The sequence below is a fragment of the Streptomyces sp. NPDC042638 genome (genome assembly GCF_040647235.1).
Lineage (GTDB): Bacteria > Actinomycetota > Actinomycetes > Streptomycetales > Streptomycetaceae > Streptomyces > Streptomyces rameus.
Genome location: NZ_JBEZBT010000004.1, coordinates 42,745 through 57,408 on the forward strand (window position 1 = coordinate 42,745; position 14,664 = coordinate 57,408).

At 66.3% G+C, this 14,664-nt stretch carries 27 protein-coding genes; all 27 read right to left on the bottom strand.

What is annotated here, in order from left to right; genetic code table 11:
* Positions 1 to 2 precede the first annotated feature (2 nt).
* The 27 genes from AB0B40_RS04710 to rplD all read right to left on the bottom strand — a co-directional run bounded on the left by AB0B40_RS04710 (position 3) and on the right by rplD (position 14,661).
* Positions 3 to 1,025 (bottom strand): DNA-directed RNA polymerase subunit alpha, encoded by a 1,023-nt coding sequence (locus AB0B40_RS04710; protein WP_003966937.1) that lies wholly within the window; start codon positions 1,023 to 1,025, stop codon positions 3 to 5.
* Between the two features lie 148 nt (positions 1,026 to 1,173).
* The gene (gene rpsK / locus AB0B40_RS04715; protein ID WP_003956432.1) at positions 1,174 to 1,578 is read right to left on the bottom strand and encodes a 30S ribosomal protein S11; all 405 of its coding nucleotides are present in this window, start codon (positions 1,576 to 1,578) and stop codon (positions 1,174 to 1,176) included.
* 65 nt (positions 1,579 to 1,643) lie between these two features.
* Positions 1,644 to 2,024: a 30S ribosomal protein S13 gene (gene rpsM / locus AB0B40_RS04720; RefSeq protein ID WP_009300593.1), complete on the bottom strand. Its 381-nt coding sequence runs from the start codon at positions 2,022 to 2,024 to the stop codon at positions 1,644 to 1,646.
* A gap of 192 nt (positions 2,025 to 2,216) precedes the next feature.
* A complete protein-coding gene (rpmJ, locus tag AB0B40_RS04725; protein ID WP_003998809.1) occupies positions 2,217 to 2,330 on the bottom strand; it encodes a 50S ribosomal protein L36 in 114 nt (37 codons plus the stop codon).
* Between the two features lie 59 nt (positions 2,331 to 2,389).
* Positions 2,390 to 2,611 carry a translation initiation factor IF-1 gene (gene infA, locus AB0B40_RS04730; RefSeq protein ID WP_003948620.1) on the bottom strand — a complete coding sequence of 74 codons (222 nt, stop codon included), beginning with the start codon at positions 2,609 to 2,611 and terminating at the stop codon, positions 2,390 to 2,392.
* A 162-nt stretch (positions 2,612 to 2,773) separates the two neighbouring features.
* Positions 2,774 to 3,610, bottom strand: a complete 837-nt coding sequence (gene map / locus AB0B40_RS04735) for a type I methionyl aminopeptidase (protein ID WP_345046751.1) — start codon at positions 3,608 to 3,610, stop codon at positions 2,774 to 2,776.
* Between the two features lie 99 nt (positions 3,611 to 3,709).
* On the bottom strand, positions 3,710 to 4,372 hold the full coding sequence (locus AB0B40_RS04740; RefSeq protein ID WP_345046750.1) for an adenylate kinase: 663 nt from the start codon (positions 4,370 to 4,372) through the stop codon (positions 3,710 to 3,712).
* Positions 4,372 to 5,685: a preprotein translocase subunit SecY gene (gene secY, locus AB0B40_RS04745; protein ID WP_345046748.1), complete on the bottom strand. Its 1,314-nt coding sequence runs from the start codon at positions 5,683 to 5,685 to the stop codon at positions 4,372 to 4,374. Before secY ends, AB0B40_RS04740 begins: the two co-directional genes overlap by 1 nt.
* Positions 5,686 to 5,873: 188 nt before the next feature.
* Positions 5,874 to 6,329 carry a 50S ribosomal protein L15 gene (gene rplO, locus AB0B40_RS04750; protein ID WP_003974249.1) on the bottom strand — a complete coding sequence of 152 codons (456 nt, stop codon included), beginning with the start codon at positions 6,327 to 6,329 and terminating at the stop codon, positions 5,874 to 5,876.
* Positions 6,330 to 6,331: 2 nt separating this feature from the next.
* Complete coding sequence (rpmD, locus tag AB0B40_RS04755) at positions 6,332 to 6,514, bottom strand: 50S ribosomal protein L30 (RefSeq protein ID WP_003974250.1); 183 nt, start codon at positions 6,512 to 6,514, stop codon at positions 6,332 to 6,334.
* A 2-nt stretch (positions 6,515 to 6,516) separates the two neighbouring features.
* Complete coding sequence (gene rpsE, locus AB0B40_RS04760; protein WP_003992370.1) at positions 6,517 to 7,122, bottom strand: 30S ribosomal protein S5; 606 nt, start codon at positions 7,120 to 7,122, stop codon at positions 6,517 to 6,519.
* Positions 7,123 to 7,161: 39 nt separating this feature from the next.
* Positions 7,162 to 7,545, bottom strand: coding sequence for a 50S ribosomal protein L18 (gene rplR, locus AB0B40_RS04765; protein ID WP_053661883.1), 384 nt, complete (start codon positions 7,543 to 7,545; stop codon positions 7,162 to 7,164).
* 3 nt (positions 7,546 to 7,548) lie between these two features.
* Positions 7,549 to 8,088 (bottom strand): 50S ribosomal protein L6, encoded by a 540-nt coding sequence (gene rplF, locus AB0B40_RS04770; RefSeq protein WP_161296468.1) that lies wholly within the window; start codon positions 8,086 to 8,088, stop codon positions 7,549 to 7,551.
* A 24-nt stretch (positions 8,089 to 8,112) separates the two neighbouring features.
* Positions 8,113 to 8,511, bottom strand: a complete 399-nt coding sequence (gene rpsH, locus AB0B40_RS04775) for a 30S ribosomal protein S8 (protein ID WP_026248232.1) — start codon at positions 8,509 to 8,511, stop codon at positions 8,113 to 8,115.
* A 210-nt stretch (positions 8,512 to 8,721) separates the two neighbouring features.
* Positions 8,722 to 8,907, bottom strand: a complete 186-nt coding sequence (locus AB0B40_RS04780) for a type Z 30S ribosomal protein S14 (protein ID WP_003948630.1) — start codon at positions 8,905 to 8,907, stop codon at positions 8,722 to 8,724.
* Positions 8,908 to 8,912: 5 nt separating this feature from the next.
* Complete coding sequence (rplE, locus tag AB0B40_RS04785; RefSeq protein ID WP_019753095.1) at positions 8,913 to 9,470, bottom strand: 50S ribosomal protein L5; 558 nt, start codon at positions 9,468 to 9,470, stop codon at positions 8,913 to 8,915.
* Positions 9,470 to 9,793, bottom strand: a complete 324-nt coding sequence (gene rplX / locus AB0B40_RS04790) for a 50S ribosomal protein L24 (protein WP_310764877.1) — start codon at positions 9,791 to 9,793, stop codon at positions 9,470 to 9,472. Before rplX ends, rplE begins: the two co-directional genes overlap by 1 nt.
* Before the next feature lie 2 nt (positions 9,794 to 9,795).
* A complete protein-coding gene (gene rplN, locus AB0B40_RS04795; RefSeq protein WP_003998823.1) occupies positions 9,796 to 10,164 on the bottom strand; it encodes a 50S ribosomal protein L14 in 369 nt (122 codons plus the stop codon).
* A gap of 99 nt (positions 10,165 to 10,263) precedes the next feature.
* Positions 10,264 to 10,548, bottom strand: coding sequence for a 30S ribosomal protein S17 (rpsQ, locus tag AB0B40_RS04800; RefSeq protein ID WP_014674375.1), 285 nt, complete (start codon positions 10,546 to 10,548; stop codon positions 10,264 to 10,266).
* Positions 10,548 to 10,772 (bottom strand): 50S ribosomal protein L29, encoded by a 225-nt coding sequence (gene rpmC, locus AB0B40_RS04805; protein ID WP_010036720.1) that lies wholly within the window; start codon positions 10,770 to 10,772, stop codon positions 10,548 to 10,550. Before rpmC ends, rpsQ begins: the two co-directional genes overlap by 1 nt.
* Positions 10,772 to 11,191: a 50S ribosomal protein L16 gene (gene rplP / locus AB0B40_RS04810; protein ID WP_009190136.1), complete on the bottom strand. Its 420-nt coding sequence runs from the start codon at positions 11,189 to 11,191 to the stop codon at positions 10,772 to 10,774. The genes rpmC and rplP overlap by 1 nt, the downstream gene beginning before the upstream one ends.
* A 5-nt stretch (positions 11,192 to 11,196) precedes the next feature.
* Positions 11,197 to 12,024 (bottom strand): 30S ribosomal protein S3, encoded by an 828-nt coding sequence (rpsC, locus tag AB0B40_RS04815; protein WP_116148545.1) that lies wholly within the window; start codon positions 12,022 to 12,024, stop codon positions 11,197 to 11,199.
* On the bottom strand, positions 12,024 to 12,371 hold the full coding sequence (gene rplV / locus AB0B40_RS04820) for a 50S ribosomal protein L22 (protein ID WP_019329637.1): 348 nt from the start codon (positions 12,369 to 12,371) through the stop codon (positions 12,024 to 12,026). The genes rpsC and rplV overlap by 1 nt, the downstream gene beginning before the upstream one ends.
* Positions 12,372 to 12,416: 45 nt before the next feature.
* Positions 12,417 to 12,698, bottom strand: coding sequence for a 30S ribosomal protein S19 (gene rpsS / locus AB0B40_RS04825; protein ID WP_023547380.1), 282 nt, complete (start codon positions 12,696 to 12,698; stop codon positions 12,417 to 12,419).
* Between the two features lie 12 nt (positions 12,699 to 12,710).
* The gene (rplB, locus tag AB0B40_RS04830; protein ID WP_018543909.1) at positions 12,711 to 13,547 is read right to left on the bottom strand and encodes a 50S ribosomal protein L2; all 837 of its coding nucleotides are present in this window, start codon (positions 13,545 to 13,547) and stop codon (positions 12,711 to 12,713) included.
* Positions 13,548 to 13,585: 38 nt separating this feature from the next.
* Positions 13,586 to 14,005, bottom strand: a complete 420-nt coding sequence (gene rplW, locus AB0B40_RS04835) for a 50S ribosomal protein L23 (protein WP_161296467.1) — start codon at positions 14,003 to 14,005, stop codon at positions 13,586 to 13,588.
* A complete protein-coding gene (rplD, locus tag AB0B40_RS04840) occupies positions 14,005 to 14,661 on the bottom strand; it encodes a 50S ribosomal protein L4 (RefSeq protein WP_161296465.1) in 657 nt (218 codons plus the stop codon). Before rplD ends, rplW begins: the two co-directional genes overlap by 1 nt.
* Positions 14,662 to 14,664: the final 3 nt, after the last annotated feature.

The following is a 14,664-nucleotide window of genomic DNA, read 5'->3' on the forward strand; positions in this document are numbered from 1 at the left end:
GCTCAGTACTGCTCGGTCTCCACGAAACCGGCGTCCGCGTCGTCGTCGGCGCCGAAGGCGTCGGCGGCGGCGGTCGGGTCGAATCCGGGCGGGCTGTCCTTGAGGGCCAGGCCCATGCCGGCCAGCTTCGCCTTGACCTCGTCGATGGACTTCGCACCGAAGTTGCGGATGTCCAGGAGGTCGGCCTCGGAGCGGGCGACGAGTTCACCCACCGAGTGGATGCCCTCACGCTTGAGGCAGTTGTAGGAGCGGACGGTGAGCTCCAGCTCCTCGATCGGCAGCGCGAGGTCGGCGGCGAGGGCGGCGTCCGTGGGGGACGGGCCCATGTCGATGCCCTCGGCGTCGATGTTCAGCTCGCGGGCGAGACCGAACAGCTCGACCAGGGTCTTGCCGGCGGAGGCCATGGCGTCACGGGGACGCATCGCCTGCTTGGTCTCGACGTCGACGATCAGCTTGTCGAAGTCGGTGCGCTGCTCGACACGCGTGGCCTCGACCTTGTACGTGACCTTGAGAACCGGCGAGTAGATGGAGTCGACCGGGATACGGCCGATCTCCTGGCCCACCTGCTTGTTCTGCACGGCGGAGACGTAGCCGCGACCGCGCTCGACGGTCAGCTCCATCTCCAGCTTGCCCTTGCCGTTGAGCGTGGCGAGGACCAGGTCGGGGTTGTGCACCTCGACACCGGCCGGGGGCGCGATGTCGGCGGCGGTGACCAGACCCGGGCCCTGCTTGCGCAGGTACATCACGACCGGCTCGTCGTGCTCCGAGGAGACGACCAGCTGCTTGATGTTGAGGATCAGGTCGGTGACGTCCTCCTTGACGCCCGGCACGGTGGTGAACTCGTGCAGCACGCCGTCGATCCGGATGCTGGTGACAGCGGCGCCGGGGATCGAGGACAGGAGGGTACGGCGGAGGGAGTTGCCGAGGGTGTAGCCGAAGCCCGGCTCCAGCGGCTCGATCACGAACCGGGAGCGGAATTCGTCGACGACCTCTTCGGTCAACGAGGGACGCTGAGCGATCAGCATGTGTGGATCAGATCCTTCTTTCGTGGGCGCCCGCTATTTGACACCCGACGGAAACCGCACCTGTGAGAAGCGCGGGTACTGCAAGGGTACGGGCGATACGGCCCTTGTTACGGGGTCGTACCGCCCGAATCCTCGAAGCGACCGTGCGTCAGACGCGGCGGCGCTTCGGCGGACGGCAGCCGTTGTGCGGGGTCGGGGTGACGTCCTGGATGGAGCCGACCTCGAGGCCCGTGGCCTGCAGGGAGCGGATCGCGGTCTCACGACCGGAACCCGGGCCCTTGACGAACACGTCGACCTTGCGCATGCCGTGCTCCTGGGCGCGGCGGGCAGCCGACTCGGCGGCCATCTGCGCGGCGAACGGCGTGGACTTCCGGGAGCCCTTGAAGCCGACGTGGCCGGCGGAGGCCCAGGAGATCACGTTGCCCGAGGGGTCCGTGATCGAGACGATCGTGTTGTTGAACGTGCTCTTGATGTGCGCGTGGCCGTGGGCGACGTTCTTCTTTTCCTTGCGGCGCACCTTCTTGGCAGCGCCCTGACGACCCTTGGGGGGCATCTACTAACTCCTACGGGAGGTGGTCGGTCCTACAGCGAAGACCGTGGACAGAGGTCCGCTGCGGACTACTTCTTGCCCGGCTTCTTCTTGCCGGCGATGGCGCGACGCGGGCCCTTGCGGGTACGAGCGTTGGTGCTGGTGCGCTGACCGCGGACGGGCAGACCGCGACGGTGACGGAGACCCTGGTAGCAGCCGATCTCGACCTTGCGGCGGATGTCGGCCTGGATCTCGCGACGGAGGTCACCCTCGGTCTTGATGTTGTTGTCGACGTACTCGCGGATCGCGACCAGCTGCTCTTCGCTCAGGTCACGAACGCGGGTGTTCGGGTCGACGCCGGTCGCAGCCAGCGTCTCCTTCGAGAGGGTCCGGCCGATGCCGAACACGTAGGTGAGGGCGACCTCCACGCGCTTTTCGCGCGGGATGTCAACACCGGAAACGCGTGCCATTCAATGGCTCCTGGTGAATCTTCGGAGGTCTTCCACAGAACCGGTTCCCGGCCGCCGTACCAGGTACGAACCGGGTCCCCGGCCTCCGAACCGGGGGTGTCGAGCGGGAAGGCTCGGGTTCTGCGTATGAACATATTCAGCTCGCGTCGCGCGAAACTCTGCGATAGAGGTGCAGAGGGTGATGGTCGTGCGTCAGCCCTGGCGCTGCTTGTGGCGCGGGTTCTCGCAGATGACCATGACCCGGCCGTGACGGCGGATCACCCTGCACTTGTCGCAGATCTTCTTGACGCTCGGCTTGACCTTCATTGGTGAGGTTCTCCGGGTCAGTGCCATCGCTCCGGGCGGGCCCGGGGCGCGGGCAAGATCTACTTGTACCGGTAGACGATCCGGCCACGAGTCAGGTCGTACGGAGACAGCTCCACCACGACCCGGTCGTCAGGGAGGATGCGGATGTAGTGCATACGCATCTTGCCGCTGATGTGTGCCAGGACCTGGTGGCCGTTCTGGAGCTCGACCTTGAACATGGCGTTCGGCAGAGACTCGACGACAGTGCCCTCGATCTCGATGGCACCTTGCTTCTTGGCCACGCTTCGCCCTTCGAATCGACTACCTTGATCGACTCTCGGGCGTTCCCTGGATTTCCCTTACGGGAGCATGCGGACATGCGGGTGCACGAGAGCCGACGAGTCAGTCTACGTCGGCACACCCGGAAAGGCGAATCGAGAAAGTCTGCCCCATAGGAGTGATCCCTAAGCCAGGGGGTCGGGGGCGGCCGTGATGCCGAACTCGGCGAGCTTGGCCCTGCCGCCGTCCGGAGCCGTCAGGACCAGCGGGCCCTCCGCGGTCAGGGCCACCGAGTGTTCCCAGTGGGAGGACCAGGTGCCGTCGGTCGTGATGACCGTCCAGTCGTCGGAGAGGACCTCGGTCCGCGGGGTGCCGAGGGAGACCATCGGCTCGATGGCGAGGCAGAAGCCGGGGACCAGCTTGGGGCCCTTGCCGCGGCGGCGGTCCACGTAGTTCAGCAGGTGCGGGTCCATGTGCATCTCGGTGCCGATGCCGTGGCCGCCGTAGTCCTCGATGATCCCGTACTTGCCGCCGCCCGGCTTGGGCTGGCGGCGGATGTACGTCTCGATCGCCCGGGAGACGTCGACCAGGCGGTTGCCCTGCTTCATGGCGGCGATGCCGGCCCACATCGACTCTTCCGTCACCCGCGACAGCTCGACCAGCTCCGGAGCGTGACCGGAGCCCACGAAGGCGGTGTAGGCGGCGTCGCCGTGCCAGCCGTCGACGACCGCGCCGCAGTCGATGGAGATGATGTCGCCGTCCTTGAGGACGACGTCGTCGGAGGGGATGCCGTGGACGACGACGTCGTTCACGGAGGTGCAGATGGTGGCGGGGAAGCCGCCGTACCCCAGGAAGTTCGACTTGGCACCGTGCTCGGCGAGCACCTTGCGGGCCACCTCGTCCAGGTCCTTGGTGGTCGCGCCGGGAACGGCGGCTTCGCGCGTGGCCGCGTGGATGGCGGCTACGACCAGGCCCGCCGCCCGCATCTTCGCGATCTGCTCGGGGCTCTTGATCTGCACCATGGGGGCCTGCGCTCTCCGTCACTCACGTCGGCTGGGATACCTGTACAACAGTAAGGCCGCGGCACCCTGGCAGGGCACCGCGGCCGGAAGGGCCGGGATCTACTTCTCGGCCTTCTCGCGCTTGAGGGCCTCCAGGGCCCGCTGCGTGATCTCGTCCACCGGGCCCAGGGCGGAGATCGTCACGACCAGACCCTGCGCCTTGTAGTAGTCGATGATCGGCTCGGTCTGCGTGTGGTAGACCTCGAGCCGCTTGCGCACGGTGTCCTCGGAGTCGTCGTCGCGCTGGTACAGCTCGCCGCCGCAGACGTCACAGACGCCCTCCTTCTTCGGCGGGCTGTACGTCACGTGGAAGACGTGCGAGGAGTCGTTGCGGCAGATGCGCCGGCCGGCGATCCGCTTGACGACCTCGTCCTCGGGGACCTCCAGATCGAGGACGGCGTCCAGCGTGATGCCCTCGCTCTGCAGCAGCTGGTCCAGCGCCTCCGCCTGCGAGACGTTCCGCGGGAAGCCGTCCAGCAGGAAGCCGTTCTCCGCGTCCGGCTGCTCCATGCGGTCCTTGGCCATCGCGATGGTCACCTCGTCGGGAACGAGGTTGCCGGCGTCCATGTAGGACTTCGCGAGCTTGCCCAGTTCCGTCTGCCGACTGATGTTGGCGCGGAACAGGTCGCCCGTGGAGATGTGCGGGATGCCCAGCTTCTCAGCGAGCCGGACGGCCTGCGTTCCCTTACCGGCACCCGGCGGCCCGACGAGGACGATACGCATCAGCGGAGGAACCCTTCGTAATTGCGCTGCTGGAGCTGGCTCTCGATCTGCTTCACCGTCTCGAGGCCGACACCCACGATGATGAGGATGCTGGTCCCGCCGAAGGGGAAGTTCTGGCTTGCCCCGAAGCCCACCAACGCCATTGTCGGTACGAGAGCGATCAGACCCAGATACAGCGAACCCGGCCAGGTGATCCGGTTGAGCACGTAGCTCAGGTACTCAGCGGTCGGTCGGCCAGCCCGGATGCCCGGGATGAAGCCACCATACTTCTTCATGTTGTCGGCTACTTCCTCGGGGTTGAAGGAGATAGCGACGTAGAAGAAGGCGAAGAAAACGATGAGCAAGAAGTACGTAACGATGTAAATCGGGTGGTCACCCTTGGTCAGGTTCTGCTCGACCCAGGATTTCCAGCCCGAGTTGCCTCCCGCGAACTGCGCCACGAGCGCCGGGATGTAGAGCAGCGAGGAGGCGAAGATGACGGGGATCACACCCGCCTGGTTCACCTTGAGCGGGATGTACGTGGACGTACCGCCGTAGGAACGCCGGCCGATCATGCGCTTCGCGTACTGCACCGGGATACGGCGCTGGGCCTGCTCGACGAAGACGACGAGCGCGACCATGATCAGGCCGACCGCGATGACGGTGCCGAACTCGATCCAGCCGCCGGCCAGGGTGCCCTGCTTCTTGATGGCCCACAGCGCGGACGGGAAGGTCGCGGCGATCGAGATGAACATGAGGATCGACATGCCGTTGCCGATGCCGCGGTCGGTGATCAGCTCGCCGAGCCACATGACGACACAGGTGCCCGCGGTCATGCAGATGACCATCGTGATGGTGGTGAAGATCGACTGGTCGGGGACGATCTGGCCGCCCACCGAGCACCGGCCGAACAGGGCGCCGCTGCGCGCGGTGGCGACGAGACCGGTGCCCTGCAGGATGGCGAGCGCCACGGTCAGGTAGCGGGTGTACTGCGTGATCTTCGCGGTACCCGCCTGACCCTCCTTCTTCAGGGCCTCCAGGCGCGGGATGACCACGGTCAGCAGCTGCAGGATGATGCTCGCCGTGATGTACGGCATGATCCCGAGCGCGAAGATCGTGATCTGCAGCAGCGCACCACCGCTGAACATGTTGACGAGACCGAAGAGGCCCTGGTTACCGGAGGCCTCCCGGACACACTGCTGGACGTTCTTGTAGTCGACGCCCGGGATCGGGATGTGGGTGCCGACCCGGTAGACCACGATGATGGCCAACGTGAAGAGGAGCTTCTTGCGCAGGTCGGGCGTCCTGAACGCCCGGGCGAACGCGGTGAGCACGGTGCCTCCTGCGACCCCCGCGCGACTGCGTCAAGGGTGACGGTCTGAGTTCGACGAATACGGAAAAGAACAGTGCAGGCCACCTTACCGGCGACACTGCCCCCCTAGGAACGACCAACCGGGGATACCTCATTGTGAGGTATCCCCGGTCGGGATCGTTTACGTCATCGAGGCGTCGTCCGAAGGACTCAGACGAGCTCGGTGACCGTACCGCCGGCGGCGGTGATCTTCTCCTTGGCGGAGCCGGAGACGGCGTCGACCGTCACCTGCAGCGCCACGGAGATCTCGCCCTGGCCGAGGACCTTGACGAGGCTGTTCTTGCGAACGGCACCCTTGGCCACCAGACCCTCGACCGTGACCTCGCCACCCTCGGGGTAGAGCGCGGCCAGCTTGTCGAGGTTCACGACCTGGAACTCGGTCTTGAACGGGTTCTTGAAGCCCTTCAGCTTCGGGAGACGCATGTGGAGGGGCATCTGCCCGCCCTCGAAGCGCTCCGGAACCTGGTAGCGGGCCTTGGTGCCCTTGGTACCACGACCGGCCGTCTTACCCTTCGACGCCTCACCACGACCCACACGGGTCTTGGCGGTCTTGGCGCCCGGGGCGGGACGGAGGTTGTGGATCTTGAGCGGGTTGTTCTCCGCCATGATCAGTCGACCTCCTCGACCGTCACGAGGTGGCGGACGGTGTGCACCATGCCGCGGAACTCGGGACGATCCTCCTTGACGACCTGCGTGTTGATGCCCTTGAGACCAAGGGACCGCAGGGTGTCGCGGTGGTTCTGCTTGCTGCCGATGTAGGACTTGACCTGCGTGATCTTGAGCTGAGCCATGATTACGCACCCGCCCCGGCACGCGCACGCAGCAGAGCCGCGGGAGCGACGTCCTCGAGCGGCAGACCACGGCGGGCCGCGATCTCCTCGGGACGCTGCAGGCCCTTCAGGGCCGCCACGGTCGCGTGCACGATGTTGATCGCGTTGTCGGAGCCGAGCGACTTCGACAGCACGTCGTGGATACCGGCGCACTCGAGCACGGCGCGCACCGGACCACCGGCGATAACACCGGTACCCGGGGACGCGGGCTTGAGCAGCACGACGCCGGCAGCCTTCTCACCCTGGATGGGGTGGGGGATGGTGCCCTGGATACGGGGGACCTTGAAGAAGTGCTTCTTGGCCTCCTCAACACCCTTGGCGATGGCGGCCGGCACCTCCTTGGCCTTGCCGTAACCGACACCCACGGTGCCGTCGCCATCGCCCACCACGACCAGCGCGGTGAAGCTGAAGCGACGACCACCCTTCACAACCTTGGCGACGCGGTTGATCGCGACGACGCGCTCAACGTACGCGGTCTTCTCGGCGGCAGCAGCGCCGCCGTCACGGCCCTTCCGGTCCCGCCGCTCGCCGCCACCGGCACCGCCACCGCGGCGCTGGGGTCCAGCCATTGGAATTACCTCTCTCTGTTTCCGCTAGCTACGGCAGGCTCAGAACTTGAGCCCGGCTTCGCGGGCGGCGTCCGCCAGGGCGGCGATGCGCCCGGCGTACTGGTTGCCACCACGGTCGAACACGACAGCCTCGACACCGGCGGCCTTGGCACGCTCGGCGACCAGGGCGCCGACCTGCTTGGCCTGGGCCGACTTGTCGCCCTCGCCACCGCGGACGGACGCGTCCAGGGTGGACGCGGACGCCAGGGTGTGGCCCTTGAGGTCGTCGATCACCTGCGCCACGATGTGGCGGTTGGAGCGGGTCACGACCAGACGGGGACGCTCCGCCGTACCGGAAAGGTTCTTGCGGATCCGGATGTGACGGCGCTTGATCGCGGCGCGCTTGTAGGCGTCGCCCTTGAGGATCTTCTGCCCGTATGCCATGGCTTACTTACCCGCCTTTCCGACCTTGCGGCGGATGACTTCGCCCTCGTACTTGACGCCCTTGGCCTTGTACGGGTCAGGCTTGCGCAGCTTGCGGATGTTGGCCGCAACCTCGCCGACCTTCTGCTTGTCGATGCCCTCGACCTGGAAGCGGGTCGGGCTCTCCACCTTGAAGGTGATGCCCTCGGGCGCCTCGACGACGATCGGGTGGCTGTAGCCGAGCGCGAACTCGAGGTTCGAACCCTTGGCCGTCACGCGGTAACCGACACCGCTGATCTCGAGCTTCTTCACGTAACCCTGGGTCACGCCGGTGATCATGTTCGCCACCAGCGTGCGGGACAGGCCGTGGAGGGCCTTGTTCTGACGCTCGTCGTTCGGACGGGTGACGTTCAGAACGCCGTCCTCACCCTTGACGATGTCGATCGGCGCGACGACGGTGTGGGTCAGCGAGCCCTTGGGGCCCTTGACCGAGACCGTACGGCCGTCGATGGTGACGTCCACGCCGGCGGGAACCGTGATGGGGAGCTTGCCAATACGCGACATAGCTGTTTCCTCCGTTCCCTTCCGTTACCAGACGTAGGCGAGGACTTCCCCACCCACGCCCTTCTTGCCGGCCTGCTTGTCGGTGAGGAGCCCGTGCGACGTGGAGATGATCGCCACGCCCAGGCCGCCCAGCACCTTCGGCAGGTTGGTGGACTTCGCGTACACCCGGAGACCGGGCTTGGAGATCCGCTTGATGCCCGCGATGGAGCGCTCACGGTTCGGGCCGAACTTCAGCTCGAGAACGAGGTTCTTGCCGACCTCGGCGTCCTCGGTCTTCCAGCCCGTGATGAAGCCCTCCTGCTGGAGGATCTCCGCGATGTGCGACTTGATCTTCGATGCCGGCATCGTCACGGAGTCGTGGTATGCCGAGTTCGCGTTCCGCAGACGCGTAAGCATGTCTGCGATCGGATCAGTCATGGTCATGAATTGGCCTTCGGCCTCTCTCGCCGGGGTTTCCTGGTGCGCCATCCCTCTCCCCGATCCGAGACGGGACGGGTGCGGCGCGGTGGACCTACGGCGTAGTAAGTCGTACGGGCGACAGACGCCCAACCCCGCTAGCCTACGGCATACGGAGAAGGGCCTCTGCCGACCCAGATGCTTACCGAGAGCTTCAGGAATCCCCTATGTGGGGGATTACCAGGAGCTCTTGGTCACGCCCGGCAGCTCGCCACGGTGAGCCATCTCACGAAGGCACACGCGGCACAGGCCGAACTTGCGGTACACGGAGTGCGGGCGGCCGCAGCGCTGGCAGCGGGTGTAGCCACGCACACCGAACTTGGGCTTGCGAGCAGCCTTAGCGATCAGAGCCTTCTTCGCCATCTCGCTCACGCCTCCTTGAACGGGAAGCCGAGGTGACGAAGGAGCGCGCGGCCCTCAGCGTCGTTGGTCGCCGTGGTGACCACGGTGATGTCCATACCCCGGACACGGTCGATCTTGTCCTGGTCGATCTCGTGGAACATGACCTGCTCCGTGAGACCGAAGGTGTAGTTGCCACGGCCGTCGAACTGCTTGGGGGACAGGCCGCGGAAGTCGCGGATGCGCGGCAGCGCGAGCGACAGGGTGCGGTCCAGGAACTCCCACATGCGGTCGCCACGGAGCGTGACGTGGGCACCGATCGGCTGACCCTCACGCAGCTTGAACTGCGCGATGGACTTGCGGGCCTTGGTGACGGCCGGCTTCTGACCGGTGATCGTGGTGAGGTCGCGGATGGCGCCCTCGATCAGCTTGGAGTCGCGGGCGGCGTCGCCCACACCCATGTTGACCACGATCTTGACGAGGCCGGGAACCTGCATGACGTTCTCGTACTTGAACTCGTCACGCAGCTTGCCCGCGATCTCCTCGCGGTACTTCTGCTTCAGACGCGGAGTGGTGGTGGTCGCCATCAGATGTCCTCACCCGTCCGCTTGGCAACGCGGATCTTGTTGCCCTCGTCGTCGAAGCGGTAACCGACACGCGTGACGACCTTGTTGCCGTCCTTCTCAACGACCAGCTGGACGTTGGAGACGTGGATCGGCGCCTCGGTCGTGACGATGCCGCCGGCCTGCGAACCGCTGGCGGTCGGACCGGCCTTGGTGTGCTTCTTGACCCGGTTGACACCCTCGACCAGGACACGGTCCTCGCGCGGGTAGGCCGCGATGACCTTGCCCTGCTTGCCCTTGTCCTTACCGGTGATGACCTGGACCAGGTCGCCCTTCTTGATCTTCATGCTTACAGCACCTCCGGCGCGAGCGAGATGATCTTCATGAACTTCTTCTCGCGCAGCTCCCGGCCGACCGGGCCGAAGATGCGGGTGCCGCGAGGGTCGCCGTCGTTCTTCAGAATGACGGCGGCGTTCTCGTCGAAGCGGATGTACGAGCCGTCCGGACGACGGCGCTCCTTGACGGTGCGAACGATGACCGCCTTGACGACGTCACCCTTCTTCACGTTGCCACCGGGGATCGCGTCCTTGACGGTGGCGACGATGACGTCACCGATGCCCGCGTAGCGGCGACCGGAGCCACCGAGCACACGGATGCAAAGGATTTCCTTCGCACCAGTGTTGTCGGCGACGCGCAGTCGCGACTCCTGCTGGATCACGTCTATCTCCTGATCGTCTGCCGGTTCCCGGCAGGGGCCTCATGCACGAGGACCCCTGCCGAGCCTGGCGGAACTGACCTGCGGGTTTGCCCGCAGGAATTACTTGGCCTTCTCGAGGATCTCGACGACGCGCCAGCGCTTCGTCGCGGACAGCGGCCGGGTCTCCATGAGGAGGACGCGGTCGCCGACACCCGCGGCGTTCTGCTCGTCGTGGGCCTTGAGCTTGTTGGTACGGCGGATGACCTTGCCGTACAGCGCGTGCTTCACACGGTCCTCGACAGCGACGACGACGGTCTTGTCCATCTTGTCGCTGACGACCAGACCCTCACGGGTCTTACGGAAGCCACGGGCTTCGGTGTTCTCAGTCACGTTGCTCTCGCTCATCAGGCGCTCTCCACCGTCTCGATGCCCAGCTCGCGCTCACGCATCAGGGTGTAGATCCGCGCGATGTCCTTACGGACGGCCTTCAGCCGACCGTGGTTCTCGAGCTGACCCGTCGCCGCCTGGAAGCGGAGGTTGAACAGCTCTTCCTTGGCCTCGCGGAGCTTGTTCAGCAGCTCCTCGTTGCCCAGCTCGCGCAGCTCGGACGCCTTGGTACCGGCCGACATCACGCTTCACCTGCCTCGCGCTTGACGATCCGGCACTTCATCGGCAGCTTGTGGGCCGCACGAGTCAGCGCCTCACGGGCGATCTTCTCGTTGGGGTACGACAGCTCGAACATCACACGTCCGGGCTTGACGTTGGCGATCCACCACTCCGGAGAACCCTTACCGGAACCCATGCGGGTCTCGGCGGGCTTCTTGGTGAGGGGACGGTCCGGGTAGATGTTGATCCAGACCTTGCCGCCACGCTTGATGTGGCGGGTCATCGCGATACGAGCCGCCTCGATCTGGCGGTTCGTGACGTAGGCCGGGGTCAGCGCCTGGATGCCGTACTCGCCGAACGCAACCTGCGTTCCACCCTTGGACATACCGTTGCGCTTCGGGTGGTGCTGCTTGCGGTGCTTGACCCTACGGGGGATCAGCATTTCGGTCAGGCCTCCGTTCCGGTGCTCTCAGCCGGAGCGGACGCGGGAGCCTCGGCCTTGGGGGCCTCGGCGCCGGCAGCCTGCTGCGGCTTGCGACCGCGCCCGCCACGCTCGCCACCGCGGCCACCACGGGCCGGGCGGTCGGCGCCGCCACGGGCCGGGCGGTTACCCGCACGGGCCGCAGCGTTCTCGGCGCGGACCTCGGCGATGTTCTTCACGTCGCCCTTGTAGATCCAGACCTTCACGCCGATGCGGCCGAAGGTCGTCTTGGCCTCGAAGAAGCCGTAGTCCACGTTCGCACGGAGCGTGTGCAGGGGCACGCGGCCCTCGCGGTAGAACTCCGAGCGGGACATCTCGGCGCCGCCGAGGCGGCCACCGCACTGGATCTTGATGCCCTTGGCGCCGGCCTTCATGGCGGACTGCATGCTCTTGCGCATGGCCCGACGGAAGGAGACGCGGGAGGAGAGCTGCTCGGCGACGGCCTGGGCCACCAGCTGAGCGTCGGTCTCCGGGTTCTTGACCTCGAGGATGTTCAGCTGGACCTGCTTGCCGGTCAGCTTCTCCAGGTCACCGCGGATGCGGTCGGCCTCGGCGCCGCGGCGGCCGATGACGATGCCCGGGCGAGCGGTGTGGATGTCCACACGCACGCGGTCACGGGTGCGCTCGATCTCCACCTTCGAGATACCGGCGCGCTCCATGCCGGACGTCATCATCCGACGGATGGCGACGTCTTCCTTGACGTAGTCCTTGTACAGCTTGTCGGCGTACCAACGCGACTTGAAGTCGGTCGTGACACCGAGCCGGAACCCGTGCGGGTTTACCTTCTGGCCCATTACCGGGTTCCTTCCTTGCTGCTGACGACCACGGTGATGTGGCTGGTCCGCTTGCGGATCCGGTAGGCACGGCCCTGGGCGCGCGGCCGGAACCGCTTCAGGGTCGGGCCCTCGTCGACGTAGGCCTCGGAGATGTAGAGGCTGTCGGCGTCGGTGTGGTCGTAGTTGTGCGCGGCGTTGGCGATGGCGCTGTCGAGCACCTTGCCGACGGGCACGGAGGCTGCCTGCGGAGCGAATCGCAGAACAGCCTGGGCCTCCGTGGCGTCCATGCCACGGATGAGGTCCACCACACGGCGGGCCTTCATGGGCGTGACGCGGATGTACCGCGCCTGGGCCCTGGCTTCCATGGTTGTCCCTTCAGAGTTACTTACGTGTCTGAATGCGATCCGCTACTAGCGGCGCTTCGACTTCCGGTCTTCCTTGACGTGACCCCGGAAGGTGCGCGTCGGCGAGAACTCGCCGAGCTTGTGGCCGACCATCGACTCGGTGACGAACACCGGGATGTGGGTCTTGCCGTTGTGCACCGCCAGCGTGTGGCCCAGCATGGCCGGGACGATCATCGAGCGGCGGGACCAGGTCTTGATGACGTTCTTGGTGCCGGCTTCGTTCTGGGCGTCCACCTTCTTGATCAGGTGGTCGTCGACGAAGGGCCCCTTCTTCAGGCTACGAGGCATCTCAACCCGTCCTTAGCGCTTCTTGTTCGTCTTGCGGCGGCGGACGATGTACTTGTTCGACGCCTTCTTGGGCGAACGAGTACGGCCTTCCTTCTTGCCCCACGGGGACACGGGGTGACGACCACCGGAGGTCCGGCCCTCACCACCACCGTGCGGGTGGTCAACCGGGTTCATCACGACACCACGGACGGTCGGGCGAACGCCCAGCCACCGCTTACGGCCCGCCTTGCCCCAGTTGATGTTGCTCTGCTCGGCGTTGCCGACCTCGCCCACAGTGGCGCGGCAGCGGACGTCGACCAGGCGGATCTCACCGGACGGCATGCGCAGGTGGGCGTAGGCGCCCTCCTTCGCGAGCAGCTGCACGGAGGCACCGGCGGAGCGGGCGAACTTGGCACCGCCACCGGGACGGAGCTCGATCGCGTGGATCGTGGTACCGACCGGGATGTTGCGGAGCGCCAGGTTGTTGCCCGGCTTGATGTCGGCCCCGGGACCGTTCTCGACGCGGTCACCCTGCTGCAGGTTGCGCGGGGCGAGGATGTAGCGCTTCTCGCCGTCGGCGTAGTGCAGCAGCGCGATGCGCGCGGTGCGGTTGGGGTCGTACTCGATGTGCGCGACCTTCGCCGGCACGCCGTCCTTGTCGTGACGACGGAAGTCGATCACTCGGTAGGCGCGCTTGTGTCCGCCACCCTGGTGGCGAACGGTCACACGACCGGCGTTGTTACGGCCGCCCTTGCTGTGCAGCGGGCGGACCAGCGACTTCTCCGGCGTGGACCGCGTGACCTCGACGAAGTCGGCAACGCTGGCGCCACGACGGCCCGGCGTAGTCGGCTTGTACTTGCGGATTCCCATTTCTCAGTCCTCGTCCGATATCGGACGATCCGACCCGCTTACGCGGTCGGACCGCCGAAGATGTCGATACGGTCGCCCTCGGCGAGGGTCACGATCGCCCGCTTGCTGCCGGCACGCTGACCGAAGCCGGTCTTCGTGCGCTTGCGCTTGCCCTGGCGGTTGATCGTGTTGACCCCGGTGACCTTGACGTCGAAGACCGCCTGCACGGCCTGCTTGATCTGGGTCTTGTTGGCGCCCGGGGCGACGATGAACGTGTACTTGTTCTCGTCGAGGAGCGCGTAGCTCTTCTCGGAGACGACCGGCTTGAGCAGCACGTCACGGGGGTCCGTGAAGGACTTGCTCAGCGGGGTCTCGACGGTGTTCTTGCCCTCGGTGGCGTGGCGACGCGCCTTGGCGACGCGCGCGGCCTTGGCAGCCTTGGCGGCCTTGGAGGCAATGCTCGGGTGACGCGTAGCCATCAGGCCTCGCTCCCTTCGGTGTCAGCGGCCTTGGGGCCAGACACGAAGGACTCGAAAGCGGCCTGGGTGAAGACCACGTCGTCCGAGACGAGAACGTCGTACGTGTTCAGCTGGCCCGGCTCCAGGATGTGGACCTGGGGCAGGTTGCGGGCGGACAGCCACGCGGCCTCGTCGGAGCGGTCGACGACCAGGAGCAGGTTCTTGCGCTCCGAGATCTTGCCGAACAGGCTCTTGGCGGCCTTGGTGCTGGGGTTCGCGCCCTCGACCACGCCGGAGACGACGTGGATGCGGTTGTGACGCGCCCGGTCGGTGAGGGCGTGGCGCAGGGCCGCGGCCTTCATCTTCTTCGGGGTGCGCTGCGAGTAGTCACGCGGCACGGGACCGTGCACGACGCCACCACCGGCGAACTGCGGCGCGCGGGTCGAGCCCTGACGGGCGCGGCCGGTGCCCTTCTGGCGGTACGGCTTCTTGCCGCCACCACGGACTTCGCCACGGGTCTTGGTCTTGTGCGTGCCCTGACGGGCAGCGGCCAGCTGCGCGACGACGACCTGGTGGATCAGCGGAATGCTGATCTTCTCCACGTCGAAGATCTCCGCGGGGAGCTCGACGGAACCGGCCTTGTCGCCCGCCGGCGAAAGGATGTCAACAGTGCTCATCGG